Genomic DNA, 15,951 nt, shown 5'->3' on the forward strand with positions numbered 1-15,951 from the left:
CGGTGTGTCAGCCAAATTAATGTTGAAGGTGCTGACGCATCGCGAGCAGGCTCACTCCTACAGGGATTTGAGGTGGCCTTGAGTTGTTGGTTGAAAAGTGATCAGTGCTCTGTAGGCCCTGTCGGATATGGCCTGTAGTCCCTTTCACTCAGGTTATCCACAGGCCGTTCCACAGCGATTGTGGGTAACGCAGCACAACTCAATGACAACCGTGTGACTGCCAGACCCGTTGCGCGCTGTGATGCAGGATGCCGTGGCGACGGGCGAGGGCGTGGCGATCCTTGCTGTAGCCGCCGCCAATCACGCCCATCACCGGAATATCGCGGCCCAGGCAATGGCGCATCACGCTTTCATCACGGGCGGCGACGCCTGCGTCGGTCAGTTGCAGATAACCGAGGGCATCGTCCTTGTGCACATCGACGCCGGCGTCGTATAGCACCAGATCCGGTTGATACAGCGGCAGCAAATAGCTGAGCGTGTCATCGACCACCTTCAAATAATCGGCATCGCCCATGCCTTTGGGCAGCGGGATGTCCCAGTCACTTTCCGCTTTACGTGCAGGAAAATTCTTCTCGCAGTGCAGGGAAACGGTAATCGCCTCCGGCGTGTCATGCAGGATTCGCGCGGTGCCATCGCCCTGATGCACATCGCAATCGAAGATCAGCACGCGATTCACGCGACCGCTTTGCAGCAGGTAATGGCTGATGATCGCCAGGTCATTGAAAATGCAGAAGCCCGCCGGGTAATCGTAATGCGCATGATGGGTGCCGCCGGCCAAGTGGCAGGCGAGGCCATGCTCAAGGGCTTTTTCCGCCGCCAGTATCGAACCGCCGACGGCCCGCACCGTACGCCGTGCCAACGCTTCGTTCCAAGGCAGGCCGAGGCGCCGCTGGTCTTCGCGGGACAACTCGCCGCTCATGTAGCGTTCGATATACGCACGGTCATGGGCGAGGGCGAGGATGTCGTTGGGACAAATCTCCGGGCGCAGCAGGTCGGCATCGCGGGTCAGACCGCAGTCGACCAGGTGATCGCGCAGCAAACGAAACTTGTCCATCGGGAAGCGGTGATCCGCCGGAAACTCGGGGCTGTAGTCTTCGTGGTAGATCAGCGGCAGTGGCATGGCGGTTTCATGTAGGAACGTAGGAAAGAGTGAAGGATCCTACCAGCGATGTAGACTTGCGGCATGGAAACGGAGGGCACGATGGAGCCGATACTGGAACTTGAAAGCGCGCGCTTGCTGATGCGTCAGTGGCAGGACGAGGATTTGCCGGCATTTGCCGCGATGTGCGCCGATCCTCAAGTGATGCGTTATTTTCCGGCCCCGTTGAGCCGACTGGAAAGCGCTTCAATGATCGGCCGTGTGCGCGGGCATTTTGCCGAGCACGGTTTCGGGTTGTGGGCGCTGGAGCGCAAGGACAGCGGCGAATTCATCGGTTTCACCGGACTTGGCGTGGTCGGTTTCGACGCGCCGTTCACCCCAGCAGTGGAAATCGGCTGGCGCCTGGCCAAGGAACATTGGGGCCTGGGTTATGCCAGCGAAGCGGCATGGACCGCTCTACGCTGCGGCTTTGATCGCTTGGCCTTGAAAGAAATCGTCTCCTTCACCGCGCAATCCAATCTGCCGTCGGAGAAAGTCATGCAGGCGATCGGCATGCATCACGCCCCGGACGATGATTTTGATCACCCCAAGCTTGCCGTCGATCATCCGTTGCGCCGGCATGTGCTCTACCGCATCACCCGCGAACAATGGCTGCAAACCTTGCATGGATAAGCCGACACGGACGTTTACAATGGCCGCCATATCATTGGCCCGCGCCAGAATCTGAATCGGCCGCCGCAGCCAAGACTGCGCGGCATAGCTTTGTGTGAGGAGAGTCTGAATGAGCCAAGTGTTGGAAGATCTGGTTGACCTGCTGACCCTGGAACCGATCGAAGAAAACCTGTTCCGTGGCCGCAGCCAGGATCTGGGTTTCCGTCAGTTGTTCGGTGGCCAGGTGCTCGGCCAGTCGCTGTCGGCGGCCAGTCAGACCGTTGAAGAGGCGCGCCATGTGCATTCGATGCACGGTTATTTCCTGCGTCCGGGCGATGCCAAGTTGCCGGTGGTCTACTCGGTTGATCGCGTGCGCGATGGCGGCAGCTTCAGCACTCGTCGGGTCACGGCGATCCAGAAGGGCCATCCGATCTTCACCTGCAGCGCTTCGTTTCAGTATGACGAAGCAGGCTTTGAGCACCAGAGCCAGATGCCGGTGGTGGTCGGCCCGGAAAACCTGCCGTCGGAGCTGGAATTGACCCAGCAACGCGCGCACCTGATCCCGGAACACATGCGTGAAAAACTGCTGTGCCCGAAACCGATCGAAGTGCGCCCGGTCACTGAAAAGGATCCGTACAACCCGCAGCCAGCGGATCCGGTGAAGTACGTGTGGTTCCGTGCTGACGGTGCGTTGGCCGACATTCCGGCCCTGCACAAATACCTGTTGGCCTACGCCTCGGACTTCGGCTTGCTGACCACGTCGATGCTGCCCCACGGCAAGTCGGTCTGGCAGAAAGACATGCAGGTCGCCAGCCTCGATCACGCGCTGTGGTTCCACAACGATCTGCGCGCCGATGACTGGTTGCTCTATGCGATGGACAGCCCGTGGGCCGGCAATTCCCGTGGTTTCTCCCGTGGCAGCGTGTACAACCGCGCCGGGCAATTGGTGGCTTCGGTGACGCAGGAAGGCTTGATCCGCCATCGCAAGGATTGGGCATGAGCCTGAAGGATGTGAAGCACTGGGTGTTCGACATGGACGGTACGCTGACCGTCGCCGTGCATGATTTTGCAGCGATTCGCGTGGCGCTGGCGATTCCGCCGCAGGACGACATCCTCACTCATCTTGCGGCATTGCCGGCGGATGAGGCAGCAGCGAAACATGCCTGGTTGTTGGAGCACGAGCGCGATCTGGCGCTGGGTTCGACCCCGGCCAACGGGGCGGTAGAGCTGGTGCGTGATCTGCACGCACGCGGTTATCGCCTCGGCATTCTGACCCGCAATGCGCGGGAATTGGCACATGTGACGCTGGAAGCCATTGGTTTGGCTGACTGTTTTGCGGTGGACGATGTGTTGGGCCGTGATGAAGCACCGCCGAAGCCGCATCCGGGTGGTTTGCTGAAACTGGCAGACGCTTGGGACGTGCCGGCGAGTGAGCTGGTGATGGTCGGTGATTACCGCTTTGATCTGGATTGCGGCCGCGCGGCGGGCGCGCGGACAGTGCTGGTGAATCTGCCGGAAAACCCGTGGCCGGAGCTGACCGATTGGCATGCGAAGGATTGTGTCGAGTTGCGGCGGATGCTGCTGGCCTGAAATCTTGGCTGCTTTAGCGGGCCTCATCGCGAGCAGGCTCACTCCTACAATTGAATGCGTTCCCCTGTAGGAGTGAGCCTGCTCGCGATGGCGTCAGATCAATCAGCACAAAACTTATTCGAACAACGCCTTCTGCCCCTCCGGCGAGGTCAGCATTCCATCTCCGTTATGCCCAACCCCGGGCACTTCAACCAACCGCTGATTCACCCCTTCCGGATGGCGACGCAGCAAATAGCCGAAGTAAAACTTGCCACGCTCCAGGCGATACGCCCCTTGCGCTTCGGCTTCACAACGCTTGTCCAACGCCGGATGGTTAGGATCGGTGTCCTGCTGCCCAAGCAGATAAATCACCTCGCGTTTGACGTAACCGCTCTCAAGCTGCAACGGCGTTTGCCCACCGGCGTACACCGGCATGTCTGACAGACCGTACTTCCAGCGATTGAAACCCGCGCACTTGGCGTGATCGAACGCCACCGGCCGTTGCTCATTGAAATACGCATAGGACGACGGATTGGCCACCACATAACGCAAGCGAATGCCGTTGGCCTTCAGCGCTGGCTGATCCTTGGCGAGCAGGGCATAACGCTGCACCACTTGACCGCCACCGGAATGACCGAAAATCACGATCTGCTTCACGTCCGGAAACTGTTTGCGGTCGCTGATCCGCGCGACGATCTCATCGAGCGCCGCATAGGAACTCAACGGATTCGGTCCTGTGGATAACCCGCCGCCCATCCACTCGTTGCCTTGCCAGCGCAGCAGCGTGGTGGGGAGCGAGTACAGCGCGACATCGCTTTCATTGAGGAACTGCGGCGCAATCACCAGCGTGTGGGGGCTTTGTCCCGCCAGCTCGGCCGCGCTCTCGGCGCTTTTGCGATAGGTCTCGGCGTTGCGCAACCGGCCATGAATGACGATCAGCACACGCTCGATCTTCTCCGGCGCAGGACCAATGCCTACCGCCATTTCCCCGGCCTTGAGTTGCAAACGACCGGGGCTGATCGCATCGACACCTGCGGCGTGCGCGGTGCTGCCAACCATCAGTAACGCTAAAAGCCATTTATGCATTTACAGGTTTTTCGCCGCGAAGGTGTCGCACTGGCCGACCTGGCCCTGTGCGAATCCGGTTTTGAACCAGCGCACCCTTTGCGCCGACGTACCGTGGGTAAACGAGTCCGGCACCACACGGCCCTGACCTTGTTGTTGCAAGCGATCATCACCGATGGCGTTGGCCGCATTCAAGGCTTCTTCGATGTCGCCCGGTTCCAGCCAGTTCAAGCGCTTCTGTGCGCTGTAGGCCCAGACGCCGGCGAGGCAATCGGCCTGCAATTCCTGACGCACCAGCAAACCGCCGTCGCCTTCCATTTGCCGACCTTGCTGGCGGGCTGTCTGAATTTTCGCCGAGACACCGAGAAGCGTTTGCACATGGTGTCCGACTTCATGCGCGATGACGTAGGCCTGAGCGAAATCGCCGGCAGCCTTGAAGCGTTGCGACATCTCCTGGAAGAACGCCATGTCCAGATAAACCTTCTGGTCCGCCGGGCAATAGAACGGGCCAGTGGCCGAGGTCGCCAGACCGCAGGCGGAATTGACCCGGTTGCTGAACAGCACCAGGGTCGGGTCCTTATATTGCCGGCCAGCCTGCTGGAAAACCGCGCCCCAGGTGTCTTCGGTATCGCCGAGGATCGAGCGGACGAATTCGGCCTGTTCATCATTGGCCGGCGGCGCCTGACGGGTTTGCGAAGTCGGCGCGGCTTGTTGCCCCGATTGCCCGGCGAGCTGACCGAGGATCTGCAGCGGATCCTGCCCGGTGATCCAGCCGATGCCGACGATCAGCAGGATCGCACCGAGGCTCAGGCCCTTGCCGCCACCGAAGCGCATGCCACCGCCACCACCGCCCATGTCATCGCCACGGGCGTCGACGACGTTGTCACTGCGTCGGCCTTTTTTCCATAACATGTGGGAATCCTCTGTCTGATCGTGGTGATGAGTGTTGCTGGTGTGTGATGCTGGCGCCAGTCCGATCGTCCGGCAAGGTTTTGAATTCAGACAGTGAGCATACAAGGAATGTCGATAAAAAAAGGGCAAGCAACATCGATAAGAAAGATGGCGCGGACGTTGGGTGACTACTTGAGCCCAAGCATCGGTAATGTGGATGAGTATTATCAGTGGCCGATCAATTGCCAAAAAATTAGCGACCTTACTCAACAGGACTTTTCGGAGATCGGCAGTGCCTATGAAAAGACCCTGAAAATGAAGGCGTGTTTGCGTCCAATGCTGGCAGATCCGAAGAGCAAAGAAGGATTGGATGCCGCACGTTTTCTGGTGGGTGAGTGGGGCGGGATTACCCCCAGCGTAAAGCTGTCTGAATGGGTGATTAAAGCCCGCTGTAGCCTTGATAAGGGGCCGGAGAAGATGGATGACATCTCACTGACCGGTGTGAGCTCATGGTCAAAGGTTGTCTCATGTCTGTATGACTGGGCGCCGATCTACGATTCCCGGGTCGCATTCTCCATCAATGCAATCAATTACATGAACGGTGATACCGAGGCGTTTTTTCCAATGCCCGTCGGTCGAGGAGCCCGTTTGTCACTGATTAATCTGGAAAGCCTGTTCCTCTTGTCGAACCTGCGCTCTGGGGCGTTGGATTCGAGCATCTTGCTCAGCGCGCATGTGGGTAAGGAAATACGACCTCAGTTTCACATCCCGGTGAGATCAGCCTATCGAGAGTATGTACGGTTGGTGGCGCAGATCGGCGACTACCTCCAATTGGAAAGGGATCAACACTGTAAAATCGAAATGCTGTTATTTGCTTTAGCTCCCCACCAGGTATTCGCCGATCTGGTCAAGCGGCTTCTAATCGAGGGTTTTACGTCCGATGCCATTAAACAGGGATGATCGAAAGGGTATGACACGAATGGATGCGGTTGAAGAAACACTGGTTTTTTATGGCCTGATGAACTTGTCTACCATCGACCCCTTGGGCAATTTCGAGGGCGGTGAAATTGTTTTTGATGCCTTTCACGAATCGTTCGAGCGAAAAGCAGAGGCGGGTGCGCTTGGGCAAGATAGCCTGAGCGATGACATACGTTACCCGGTCGCGTTGTTTGCGATAAACCGAGTCGAGGCTTGGCGAACCTTGCAGGTGACCGTCCAGCAGTTCAACTCTCAGTCCTGGTGGAAAATCATCCTGCGGGCATCAACCAACGATGGGGTGGCCGTTCGATTTCTTTTGTCTGACGACAATGTGCAGCTGAAAAATGTTTATCGAGTGATCAGCATTACCCCAGCTGACCCTCCAGTGAATGAATCGCTTGATGCGTTGACGCAACTTCCGACTGCGCCACTGTTCGAGGGAGTAAACATCGATAAAGCCTTTCGCAATGCCGGTAGCCAATCCATCCGGGTCAATGTCGTCGATGTCGGGCAAGGAAACTTGAACGCGATTCAGAGTGGGTCTGACACCCATCTATTTTTTGATTTGGGGTGGCCAACGACGTTTCAAGATCGAGCTGGCTTGCCTCGGTTCAAGCCGAATTTATCCAGCGGTAGTGAGAGCACAGCACCTGTGGTGCTTTCTCACTGGGATTGGGATCACTGGGGCATGGCAATAGACACTGTGATTTTCCATCGTGGTGGAGGTTCGACCATTACCTGGCACATTCCGGCGCTGGATCGGCCGTGGATTGTGCCGGGTATCGGGTCAGATTGGGGCGGGGTCAAGCTCAGACCGTTGCATTGGCGATTTGTCCGAGAGCTCAATCGACGTGGACAGTTGTATTTGTGGCCCGCGTCCCATTCCGAAATGGAGTTTGACTACGTGTCGATTTATCGGACTCGCGAGATCAGTAGAGGACGTCGCGCCAATGATCCGAATCAAAATGGACTGGCCATGGTGGTGCATGAGAGGCGACCTTCTGATTCAGCGCGATTGAAAGGCATCTTGCTGCCAGGAGACGCTGACTTTATCAATATCCCGATCCTGCACGTAAGCAGGGTGCCTTATAAGTTCAATGGCCTTGTAGCCACTCATCACGGTGCAGCATTCACATATCAAGGGTGCCCGTCGACTTTTTCGAATTTTGCGCGAGTTGCTGTATCTGTGGGTTACAAGAACGGATATCGACATCCCAGGAAAATGGCACTGGCCACCTACGTGGCCAGAGGGTGGACCCATCAGGCTCGAACCGACTATCGACTCGATATGGAACCCCTTTACGATGAATATCTCGCAAATGTGACGCTGACATTGAACGGCATTGCATCGGGCGCAGCCATATACGCGTTTGCCAGTTCATCCCTTTACTGGTGGCGATGACGCGCCCTGCATTGACGGTTAGCGATCAAATGAGTCCCACACTGGCGCGAAGTCCGGGCTGACCTGACGTTCGCGCTTGGACAGCGCGGCAATCAAAGCACGGTCCTCATCGTCCAGTTCGACCTTCAGTGACGCCAGGTTGGCCAGTTGATTGGTCTGGCTGCTGGCCTTGGGAATGGCCGCAACGTTGGGCTGATCGAGCAACCATTTCAGTGCGACCTGCGTCGGCAATACGCCGTGCTTTTTGGCGATCTGTTGAATCTGCGGGATGTCCGAGACCTTGTTGCGTGCCAGTGGGGTGTAGGCCGTCAGTGCCATGTCGTGTTGACGGGCGTAGTCGAGCAGGGCGTTTTGTCCGAGCAGGACGTGGTACTCGACCTGAATCGCTGACAGATCAATCCCATATTCCTCGATGACTTTGCGTAGCAGGGGCAGCGGAAAATTCGCCACGCCGATGTTGCGCGCCAGGCCCTGCTCCTTGAACGATGCCAGCGTCTCGAGGGTACGCGGCAGATCCCAGTCGGTGGCTGGCCAGTGGATCATGAACAGATCGACGTAGTCGCTGCGCAAAGCGCTAAGGCTGCGGTCCATGGAATGGCGCATCGCGTCGGGTTGCAGCTGATCCCACCAGACCTTGGTGGTGACATGAATCTGTTCGCGCGGTGTCGGCGTATTCGCCAGTGCTTGTCCGACCGCGTCTTCGTTGTTGTAGGCCGCCGCGGTGTCGATGTGTCGATAACCCAATTCCAGCGCTTGCTCGACGGCGCGGGTGCATTCGTCGCCGAGCATCGGCCAGGTGCCGAGACCGAGTTTCGGCATGTTCAAACCTTGGGCGTTAACGATGTGCTGCATGGTCGATCTCCTGTTCGAAAGCAGTCATGCCGGCAATGTGCCGGGCGGCGATGTAGCCGAAAGTCAGTGCCGGGCCGAGGTTGATCCCGCCCGCCGGGTAGTGGCCACCCATGATGCTGGCCATGTCGCCGCCCGCTGCGTAGAGGCCGGTGATGGGCTGGTCCTGAGAGTCCAGCACTTGCGCGTGGGGGTTGACCTTGAGCCCGGCGAAGGTGCCAAAGCAGCCCGGCTGGACTTTCACTGCGTAGTACGGGCCGGTATCTATTGGGGCAACGCAGGGGTTGGGAAGGTTCGCCGGATCACCCTGTTTGCGGTTGTAGGGGGTTGTGCCACGCCCGAACAACGGGTCTTCGCCGTGGTGGGCATGGCGGTTGTAGTCGTCGAGGGTCTGGCGCAAAGCGCTCGGGTCAATGCCGCAAGCAGTGGCCAATTCTTCAACGGTGTTACCGGTTTTCAGATAGCCGCTGCGGATAAATGCTGACACTGGCAGCGGAAATGGCCGCGATATGCCCAATCCATAACGGCGTTGAAAAGCGTGGGTGCAGATCAGCCATGAGGCGACTTCTTCACCTTCAGGCGCGGCGGCGACCATCGCGCTGACGTAGTCGTAGTAACCGTTGGCTTCGTTGACGAAACGCTGGCCGTTGCGCAGCACGCCAATTATCCCGGGTTTGCCGCGCTCGATGATGTGTGGGAAGTGGCCGGTGCTGCCGTCGGAATGTGGCACTTGCGATACCGGCGCCCACGCCACGGGCGAAGCCACGTCGGTATTGACCCGTGCACCGACGCTTTCGCCCAGGCGCAAGCCATCGCCGTTGACGGCCAGTGGCGGCAGCGCCCAATGTTCGTGGCCGGTCGGTGTGCGCGGGAACAAGGCTTTGCGCCGCTCGATGTCATTGGCAAAACCACCGGCGGCAAGCACCACGGCCTTGCGGGCATGAATGCGGATCGGGCCTTTACGGCTGTTGATCAAGACGCCCGAAACACGATTTTCGTCGCGCAGTAATTCACTTACCGGCGCCGATTCCCACAGCAACACGCCAAGGTCTTCGGCGGATTTCGCCAGTCTTGCCACCAGTGCCACGCCGTTGACCAGTTGCATCGCCCGGCCATGCACTGCGAGGTCGAACACGTGCCGAGTGAAACGTTGGGTTACATGCCATGCGGCTTTCATTGAGCGCGTCAGATTGAGAAACGCCGACAGATCCGCCCCGGCCATGATCGGCATGCCCATGAAGGACGTTTCGCGCATCGTTGTACGAAGGCGCTTGAGCAAGTGTCCGACTTTGCGCCCATCGTAAGGTGCTGCGATGACCGAGCGGCCGCCAGTGCCAGCACCCGGCGTGTCGCCATGAATGTCGGCGATGGTGTTGCCATCGGCAAATTGCAGCGCGGTGTGCTGCTCGAAAAACGCGACCATGCGCGGTCCCGCTTCAAGGAAAGCGTCGATCATCGCTGGGTCGAAGTGCTCGCCCAGTTCATGGCGCAAATAGGTGCGCGGTTGTTCGATGTCTTCGACGATCCCGGCCCGACGCGCCAGAGGATTGCACGGCACCCACGCCCAGCCACCGGACCAGGCGGTGGCGCCACCGAATACCGGATCTTTCTCGACAACGATGACTTTCAAGCCATGCCACGCGGCCGTCACGGCGGCCGACAACCCGGCAGCGCCGGATCCGACGACCAATACGTCACAGTCGATTTCCGGGAGTTCGGCAGACATCAAACAACACTCCAGCGATGAATTGTTTTTGGAATTTGATTCCAGAAAATAACCAGTGCTAGAGCGGCTCGACAAGCGTTGATTCAACAAAGCGGGCGGTTATCGAACAAGTGGTTCCAGATTTCGCTTTGCCGCCAATGTCTTCTAGAATCGGCAAAATTTCTTTGGATGTCCCCATGGCCGGCAGTCAAATCGAACGGGTTTTCAGCGTGCTCGAAAGCCTCACCACTGATCCGCGCGGGCTGCCGATGCAGACGTTGGCCGAGCAACTGGATATCCCCAAAAGCGCGACGCACCGCTTGCTCGCCGAGCTGATCCGTCTGGGCTACGTGCGCCAGAACGCGGAAACATTGCGCTATCACCTGTCGACCAAACTAGTAGCGATGGGCTTCCAGTATTTATCGAGCAGCGGTGCCGACATCGTCCAGCCGGTGCTTGATCGACTGGCGCAGGAAACCGGCGAACTGGTGCGGCTGGGGGTAATCGACGGCGAGCGCCAGACCTGGATTGCCAAGGCCCAGGGTGCGCGCACCGGTCTGCGTTATGACCCGGACATGGGCCGCGATGCGCCGCTGTTCTACACCGCCTCCGGGCATGCGTGGCTGGCGTGCATGAGTGATGCCGAGGCGTTGTCACTGGTCGAGCGGCAGGCGGCGGAGGTGCCGGTGGGGATCGGGCCGAATGCGCCGCGTTCAAATATCGAGTTGCTGGAACGGCTACGTCTGGCTCGTGAGCAGGGTTATGCCTGCGTTGAAGAAAGTTCGGCAGTGGGGACTTCGGCGATTGCGGCAGTGGTGAGGCATCCAACGGATGGTCGGGTGATTGGTGTACTGAGTATCGCCGGGCCCAGTGCGCGGATGCCGGGGGCGCGGTTGCATGAGCTGGCGCCGTTGCTTTTGCAGTTTGCTGAGGAGATGTCGGCGGCCAGCCTGGCCTCCGAACTGTTTGTCTAATCCGCCGCAAATCCCCGGTAGGAGCTGCCGAAGGCTGTGATCTTTTTATCTTGTCTTTTAATAGCAAAATCAAAAGATCGCAGCCTTCGGCAGCTCCTACATGGATGGGTTTGGCATGAAATTGTGCGGTGTTCGCACGGTTTCAGGATGGATGGGTTTTTGATTCTGGAACTCGGTTCTAAATTGTTGCTGGAGTGATATTCCAACAACAATCACAAGAGGACCGCACCTTGAATTCGCCCCTTCGAATCGCCCTGATCGGCGCCGGTAACATGGGCCAGCAGCATTATCGGCATCTGCAAACCCTCAGCGAAGCGACGCTGTGCGCCGTGGCTGATCCCGGGCCGCAAGCAGCAGGGCTTGCGGCGAAATGGGGCGTAAGGCATTTCGCCGATCATCGTCAGATGCTTGAGCTCATCCGGCCAGACGCGGTCATCGTCGCCAATCCTAATAATCAACATGTCAGCACCGCGCTCGATTGTCTGGCGGCGGGTGTGCCGGTGCTTCTGGAGAAGCCGGTCGGCGTGCACCTGGATGAAGCGCGCGAGCTGGTCGCGGCGGTTAAACGCAGCGGTGTGCCGGTGCTGGTCGGCCACCACCGGCGCCACAATCCACTGATCGTGCGCGCCCATGAGCTGTTACAGCGCGGAGCGCTCGGGCGTCTGACCACGGTCACCGCGCTGTTTCAGTTGCGCAAACCGGATAGCTATTTCGAGGTCCCGTGGCGCCGTGAAGCGGGGGCGGGGATGTTGCTGACTAATCTGATTCACGATCTCGATCTGTTGCGTCACCTGTGCGGCGAAGTGCGCTCGGTACAAGCGATCACCGACAACTCAGTGCGCGGTTTCGCCAATGAAGACAGCGCGGCGGTGTTGCTGCAATTCGAAGGTGGCACATTGGGCACGTTGAGCGGGTCCGATGCGGTGGCTGCGCCGTGGAGTTGGGAACTGGATTCCGGTGAGAACCCGGTGTATCCGCGTCAGGCCGATCAGCCGTGTTATCTGCTGGCCGGGACTGCTGGCGCCTTGAGCATTCCGCAGCTCAAGCGTTGGCATTACGCCGCTGATCAGGTCGATGCCGGTTGGCATGAACCCTTGTTGATGGTCGAAGAGTCCTACAGCGGTGACGAAGCTTTGCGCTTGCAGTTACAGCATTTCGTACGCGTGGCACGGCGTGAAGTCGCGCCACTGGTGAGTGCGGCCGACGCTGCGCGCACTTTGGCGCTGATCGAAGCCATCCGCGAGGCCGCCGCCACTGGCCGCGCCTGCGCCCCTGCACTGATCGAGTCCTGAACATGAGCGAACGAATCCTGTCCCTGGCCAGCCTGACTGTGCTGGAGTTATCGCCACCGCAAATGGTCGAGGTGGCGGCACGTGCCGGATACAGCCATGTCGGTTTGCGCCTGGAACCGGCAACGCCCGAGGAGCATCACTTCCCGTTGGTCGCCGATGCTGAATTGCGCCGTCAGACGTTGCAGCGTCTGCGCGATACCGGCATCCGTGTGCTCGACGTGGAAATCCTGCGCTTGAAGCCGCAAACCATCGTTGCCGATTTCGAGAAACTTTTAACGGTCGGTGCAGAATTTGGCGCTACCGAATTGCTGGTCGCCGGTAACGATCCTGACGAGCAGCGGCTTACCGATAACTTTGCGGCGCTTTGCGATCTGGCCAGGCCTTACGGGTTGCACCCGCATCTGGAGTTCATGCCCTGGACCGATGCGCGCGACCTTGAACAAGCGCTGCGAATTGTCGAGAACGCGGATCGGGAAAACGCTGCGGTGCTGGTCGATGCCTTTCACTTTGATCGTTCGGCTTCACGGCTTGAGGATCTGCAAACGGTGTCGCCGGCGAGGCTGCGTTATGCACAATTATGTGATGTCGCGGGTCCGCGACCGTCAGACATGGCCGAGATCTTGCGTCAGGCGCGCAACGAGCGGCGGTTTCCCGGCGAGGGTGATTGTGATCTGCTCGGGCTGCTGAAAGCGCTGCCGGCTAATATCCCACTGAGTCTGGAAATTCCCACGGTTAAACTGCTGGAGCAGGGCGTGAGCGGATTGCAGCGGGCGCAGATGGCGATTGATCGAACGCGCAAGTTGTTGGCGCACCTGTAAGCGGGGCTGCGCACCTGTCGCGGGCAAGCCCGCTCCCACAGGGGGAGGCGAGACTGCCTGCGAAGCTTTTGATCTTTTACGGCACCACAAGGAAACCCGATGACTGTCAGCACTCCGCTCTCTGGTGTCAACCAACCCTTCAAGGGGATCTTGCTGATTGTCGTGGCGACCTTCCTGTTCTCCAGTCACGACGCATTGTCGAAATATCTCTCGGGTTTCTATCCGATCGTGATGGTGGTCTGGGCGCGCTATCTGGTGCACACCTTACTGATGGCGGGGATTTTTCTGCCGCAGTCCGGGTTGCGCGTCCTACGCACCAAGAAGCCGTTATGGCAGTTGACCCGAGCACTTTGCCTGCTCGGTACCAGCCTGTTTTTCACCACGGCCTTGCTGTATATCCCGCTGGCGGAAGCCACGGCGGTCAACTTTCTTGCGCCGGTATTGGTGACCGCGTTGTCGGTGCCGCTGCTCAAGGAGCGAGTGACACGCGGCCAATGGATCGCGGTGATCTGCGGCTTTATCGGCGTGCTGATCATCGTCCACCCGGGCGGTGAATTGTTCACTCCGGCGGTGTTGCTGCCGTTCTGCTCGGCGCTGTTTTTCTGCTTCTATCAACTGCTGACCCGCAAGCTCGCCGAAGTCGACAGCCCGACCACCAGCAACTTCTTCGCCGGGCTGTGCAACACATTGGTGATGAGTGCACTGGTGCCGTTCTTCTGGCAAGTGCCGACGTTGACCCATGCCGGGTTGATGCTGGCGCTGGGCAGTTGCGGGATGACCGCGCATTTGTTTCTGACCCAGGCGTTCCGCCATGCCGCGCCGGCACTGCTGGCGCCGTTCGGTTATTGCCAGATCGTGTTTGCCGGGTTGTTGGGTTGGCTGCTGTTCAATCACACGCCGAGTCTGTTGACGATCATTGGCATTGCGGTGATCTGTTGCAGTGGACTGGCGGCAGCGTGGCAGCAGAGCCGCCGCTGAAGAGACCGCAACCCGCTGTGTAGGAGCTGACGAGTGAAACGAGGCTGCGATCTTTTGATCTTCAACATCAAGATCAAAAGATCGCAGCGTGCCGCAGCTCCTACAAGGGAGCAGGGTGTAGGCAGGTTATTCGGTGACGGTCGGGATCTTGCGCGGGGCCATGAAGTACATCCACGTCAGCGCAAGGAAATACATCGCCGGAATCAGGGTGAACAACACGGTGTAGTTGTTGTTGGTCACGGTCAGGATGTGGCCGACGATCTGGGTCATGAACATCCCGCCGATCGCCGCGCACATGCCGCCGAAACCGAACACCGTGCTCATCATGTGCTTGGGCGTGTAGTCCATCACCAGGCTCCAGATGTTCGCCGTCCACGCCTGGTGCGCACCGATGGCCAGAGAGATCGCAGCGACTGCAACCCACAGATTGGCTGAACCGGCCGCCATGACCACGCCGATGATGCAGCAGGCGAACAGCAACATCGACAGCAGCCGCGCCTTGATCGAGTTCATGCCGCGACCGATCAGGAACGAAGACAGAATCCCGCCGCCGACGCTGCCGAAGTCAGCCGTGACGTAGATGATGATCAGCGGAATACCCATCTGGGTGACGTTGATGCCCAGGTTGTATTGCTGATTGAGAAACGGTGGCAGCCAGTACAGGTAGAACCAGAACACCGGCGCGGTCAGCGCATAAGCGATGGCGAAGGCCCAAGTGCCGCGCATCCGCAGGATTCTCGAGAACGGCACGCGAGCCTGTTCCGGTTCGACTTCCTGCTGGATGTAGTCCAGTTCGGACTGTTTAACGCTCGGGTGATCTTCCGGGTTGAAGTACTTCAAACCCCAGAACAGCAACCAGATGCCGCCCAGTGCCGCCATGCACAGGAACGCCGCTTGCCAGCCCCAGACGTGCAGAACCAGTGGCAGCAGCATCGGTGTGAACATCGCGCCGACGTTGGTGCCGGCGTTGAAAATGCCGGTGGCGACCGCACGTTCGCCGGCCGGGAACCACAGGCGTGTGGTTTTCACGCAGGCCGGGTAGTTCGCCGCTTCGGTCAGACCGAGAATAAATCGGCAGACCATAAAGCCGACCGCCGATGTCGCCAGGCCGTGAGCACCGGTGGCCAGGCTCCACAGCAGCACGGCGCAGAAGAACACGCGTTTGACGCCGACCCGGTCGATCAAGCGACCTTGCAGAACGAAACCGATCGCGTAGCCGACCTGAAACCAGAAGTTGATGTTGGCGTAATCCATCGCCGTCCAGCTCATTTCCTTGGCGAGGATGGGTTGCATGACGCCGAGGGCGGCGCGGTCGATGTAGTTCAGGGTAGTGGCGAAAAACACCAGCGCCAGCATGCCCCAACGGGTTTTGCCGACAGCCATGGCGCCGCGGATCTTGTCGCCGATGCCACCCGTGGCAGTGCTCATGGCCGGAGCCATGCGGGAAGTCTGTGAAGGAATCATGTGTTCCACCCGTTTTTGGATTTGTTATTTGGTGTGCTTGTTACTTGCACGCTGCGACCGGTGGTTCAGATCCGGACTCAATGTGCGGTCGATGTTGGGCAGTGGACGAAAAATCGTCAATTCGCCAAACCGCCATTGTGTTCGATAATCGCACGCAAAACTAACCGGGTAGTACACTTTAAATTGCTGCCGCGATCGATGCAGCCAATAATTTCC

15 protein-coding genes are annotated in these 15,951 nt (G+C 58.9%); 9 read left to right on the plus strand and 6 right to left on the minus strand.

Annotated elements, in window-relative coordinates; genetic code table 11:
• Positions 1–199: 199 nt before the first annotated feature.
• Positions 200–1,120: a histone deacetylase gene (locus tag CKW38_RS23990; RefSeq protein WP_095114047.1), complete on the minus strand. Its 921-nt coding sequence runs from the start codon at positions 1,118–1,120 to the stop codon at positions 200–202.
• An 81-nt stretch (positions 1,121–1,201) separates the two neighbouring features.
• On the opposite strand from CKW38_RS23990, the gene CKW38_RS23995 reads away from it, so the two are divergent.
• The 3 genes from CKW38_RS23995 to CKW38_RS24005 all read left to right on the plus strand — a co-directional run bounded on the left by CKW38_RS23995 (position 1,202) and on the right by CKW38_RS24005 (position 3,340).
• Positions 1,202–1,771: a GNAT family N-acetyltransferase gene (locus CKW38_RS23995; RefSeq protein ID WP_038361818.1), complete on the plus strand. Its 570-nt coding sequence runs from the start codon at positions 1,202–1,204 to the stop codon at positions 1,769–1,771.
• A gap of 109 nt (positions 1,772–1,880) precedes the next feature.
• Positions 1,881–2,750: an acyl-CoA thioesterase II gene (gene tesB, locus CKW38_RS24000; RefSeq protein WP_003228466.1), complete on the plus strand. Its 870-nt coding sequence runs from the start codon at positions 1,881–1,883 to the stop codon at positions 2,748–2,750.
• Entirely contained in the window at positions 2,747–3,340 is a 594-nt protein-coding gene (locus CKW38_RS24005; RefSeq protein ID WP_007909708.1) for an HAD family hydrolase, read from the plus strand. The genes tesB and CKW38_RS24005 overlap by 4 nt, the downstream gene beginning before the upstream one ends.
• Before the next feature lie 114 nt (positions 3,341–3,454).
• Here the strand turns inward: CKW38_RS24005 and CKW38_RS24010 are convergent, their stop codons facing one another.
• Together CKW38_RS24010 and CKW38_RS24015 are read right to left on the minus strand one after the other, a co-directional pair.
• Entirely contained in the window at positions 3,455–4,405 is a 951-nt protein-coding gene (locus CKW38_RS24010; protein WP_042704932.1) for an alpha/beta hydrolase family protein, read from the minus strand.
• Positions 4,406–5,296 (minus strand): neutral zinc metallopeptidase, encoded by an 891-nt coding sequence (locus tag CKW38_RS24015; protein ID WP_095114048.1) that lies wholly within the window; start codon positions 5,294–5,296, stop codon positions 4,406–4,408.
• Between the two features lie 108 nt (positions 5,297–5,404).
• Between CKW38_RS24015 and CKW38_RS24020 the strand changes: the two genes are divergently transcribed.
• Complete coding sequence (locus CKW38_RS24020; RefSeq protein ID WP_141232682.1) at positions 5,405–6,235, plus strand: hypothetical protein; 831 nt, start codon at positions 5,405–5,407, stop codon at positions 6,233–6,235.
• 19 nt (positions 6,236–6,254) lie between these two features.
• On the plus strand, positions 6,255–7,655 hold the full coding sequence (locus tag CKW38_RS24025) for a hypothetical protein (RefSeq protein ID WP_141232683.1): 1,401 nt from the start codon (positions 6,255–6,257) through the stop codon (positions 7,653–7,655).
• 18 nt (positions 7,656–7,673) lie between these two features.
• On the opposite strand, the gene CKW38_RS24030 is transcribed toward CKW38_RS24025, so the two are convergent.
• Both CKW38_RS24030 and CKW38_RS24035 read right to left on the minus strand, forming a co-directional pair.
• Positions 7,674–8,507 carry an aldo/keto reductase gene (locus CKW38_RS24030; protein ID WP_095114051.1) on the minus strand — a complete coding sequence of 278 codons (834 nt, stop codon included), beginning with the start codon at positions 8,505–8,507 and terminating at the stop codon, positions 7,674–7,676.
• Positions 8,491–10,230 carry an FAD-dependent oxidoreductase gene (locus tag CKW38_RS24035; RefSeq protein ID WP_095114052.1) on the minus strand — a complete coding sequence of 580 codons (1,740 nt, stop codon included), beginning with the start codon at positions 10,228–10,230 and terminating at the stop codon, positions 8,491–8,493. The genes CKW38_RS24030 and CKW38_RS24035 overlap by 17 nt, the downstream gene beginning before the upstream one ends.
• A 176-nt stretch (positions 10,231–10,406) precedes the next feature.
• Here CKW38_RS24035 and CKW38_RS24040 point away from each other — a divergent pair, with 176 nt between their 5' ends.
• From CKW38_RS24040 to CKW38_RS24055, 4 genes are all read left to right on the plus strand, one after another.
• Positions 10,407–11,183, plus strand: a complete 777-nt coding sequence (locus CKW38_RS24040) for an IclR family transcriptional regulator (RefSeq protein ID WP_095114053.1) — start codon at positions 10,407–10,409, stop codon at positions 11,181–11,183.
• A gap of 230 nt (positions 11,184–11,413) precedes the next feature.
• A complete protein-coding gene (locus CKW38_RS24045; RefSeq protein ID WP_095114054.1) occupies positions 11,414–12,475 on the plus strand; it encodes a Gfo/Idh/MocA family protein in 1,062 nt (353 codons plus the stop codon).
• 2 nt (positions 12,476–12,477) lie between these two features.
• Positions 12,478–13,293: a sugar phosphate isomerase/epimerase gene (locus CKW38_RS24050; RefSeq protein ID WP_007909716.1), complete on the plus strand. Its 816-nt coding sequence runs from the start codon at positions 12,478–12,480 to the stop codon at positions 13,291–13,293.
• 99 nt (positions 13,294–13,392) lie between these two features.
• Positions 13,393–14,271 carry a DMT family transporter gene (locus CKW38_RS24055; RefSeq protein WP_007909717.1) on the plus strand — a complete coding sequence of 293 codons (879 nt, stop codon included), beginning with the start codon at positions 13,393–13,395 and terminating at the stop codon, positions 14,269–14,271.
• Positions 14,272–14,397: 126 nt separating this feature from the next.
• Here CKW38_RS24055 and CKW38_RS24060 read toward each other — a convergent pair whose 3' ends face one another.
• Positions 14,398–15,735: an MFS transporter gene (locus tag CKW38_RS24060; RefSeq protein ID WP_007909718.1), complete on the minus strand. Its 1,338-nt coding sequence runs from the start codon at positions 15,733–15,735 to the stop codon at positions 14,398–14,400.
• Between the last annotated feature and the right edge of the window lie 216 nt (positions 15,736–15,951).

It is taken from the genome of Pseudomonas sp. Irchel 3H7, from assembly GCF_900187605.1.
Taxonomy (GTDB): domain Bacteria; phylum Pseudomonadota; class Gammaproteobacteria; order Pseudomonadales; family Pseudomonadaceae; genus Aquipseudomonas.

What these genes read in the sequence shown, in the direction of transcription:
- CKW38_RS23990 (WP_095114047.1), bottom strand. Translation starts at nt 1,120, where the DNA reads ATGCCACTGCCGCTGATCTACCACGAAGACTACAGCCCCGAGTTTCCG.
- CKW38_RS23995 (WP_038361818.1), top strand. Translation starts at nt 1,202, where the DNA reads ATGGAGCCGATACTGGAACTTGAAAGCGCGCGCTTGCTGATGCGTCAG.
- tesB (WP_003228466.1), top strand. Translation starts at nt 1,881, where the DNA reads ATGAGCCAAGTGTTGGAAGATCTGGTTGACCTGCTGACCCTGGAACCG.
- CKW38_RS24005 (WP_007909708.1), top strand. Translation starts at nt 2,747, where the DNA reads ATGAGCCTGAAGGATGTGAAGCACTGGGTGTTCGACATGGACGGTACG.
- CKW38_RS24010 (WP_042704932.1), bottom strand. Translation starts at nt 4,405, where the DNA reads ATGCATAAATGGCTTTTAGCGTTACTGATGGTTGGCAGCACCGCGCAC.
- CKW38_RS24015 (WP_095114048.1), bottom strand. Translation starts at nt 5,296, where the DNA reads ATGTTATGGAAAAAAGGCCGACGCAGTGACAACGTCGTCGACGCCCGT.
- CKW38_RS24020 (WP_141232682.1), top strand. Translation starts at nt 5,405, where the DNA reads ATGTCGATAAAAAAAGGGCAAGCAACATCGATAAGAAAGATGGCGCGG.
- CKW38_RS24025 (WP_141232683.1), top strand. Translation starts at nt 6,255, where the DNA reads ATGGATGCGGTTGAAGAAACACTGGTTTTTTATGGCCTGATGAACTTG.
- CKW38_RS24030 (WP_095114051.1), bottom strand. Translation starts at nt 8,507, where the DNA reads ATGCAGCACATCGTTAACGCCCAAGGTTTGAACATGCCGAAACTCGGT.
- CKW38_RS24035 (WP_095114052.1), bottom strand. Translation starts at nt 10,230, where the DNA reads ATGTCTGCCGAACTCCCGGAAATCGACTGTGACGTATTGGTCGTCGGA.
- CKW38_RS24040 (WP_095114053.1), top strand. Translation starts at nt 10,407, where the DNA reads ATGGCCGGCAGTCAAATCGAACGGGTTTTCAGCGTGCTCGAAAGCCTC.
- CKW38_RS24050 (WP_007909716.1), top strand. Translation starts at nt 12,478, where the DNA reads ATGAGCGAACGAATCCTGTCCCTGGCCAGCCTGACTGTGCTGGAGTTA.
- CKW38_RS24055 (WP_007909717.1), top strand. Translation starts at nt 13,393, where the DNA reads ATGACTGTCAGCACTCCGCTCTCTGGTGTCAACCAACCCTTCAAGGGG.
- CKW38_RS24060 (WP_007909718.1), bottom strand. Translation starts at nt 15,735, where the DNA reads ATGATTCCTTCACAGACTTCCCGCATGGCTCCGGCCATGAGCACTGCC.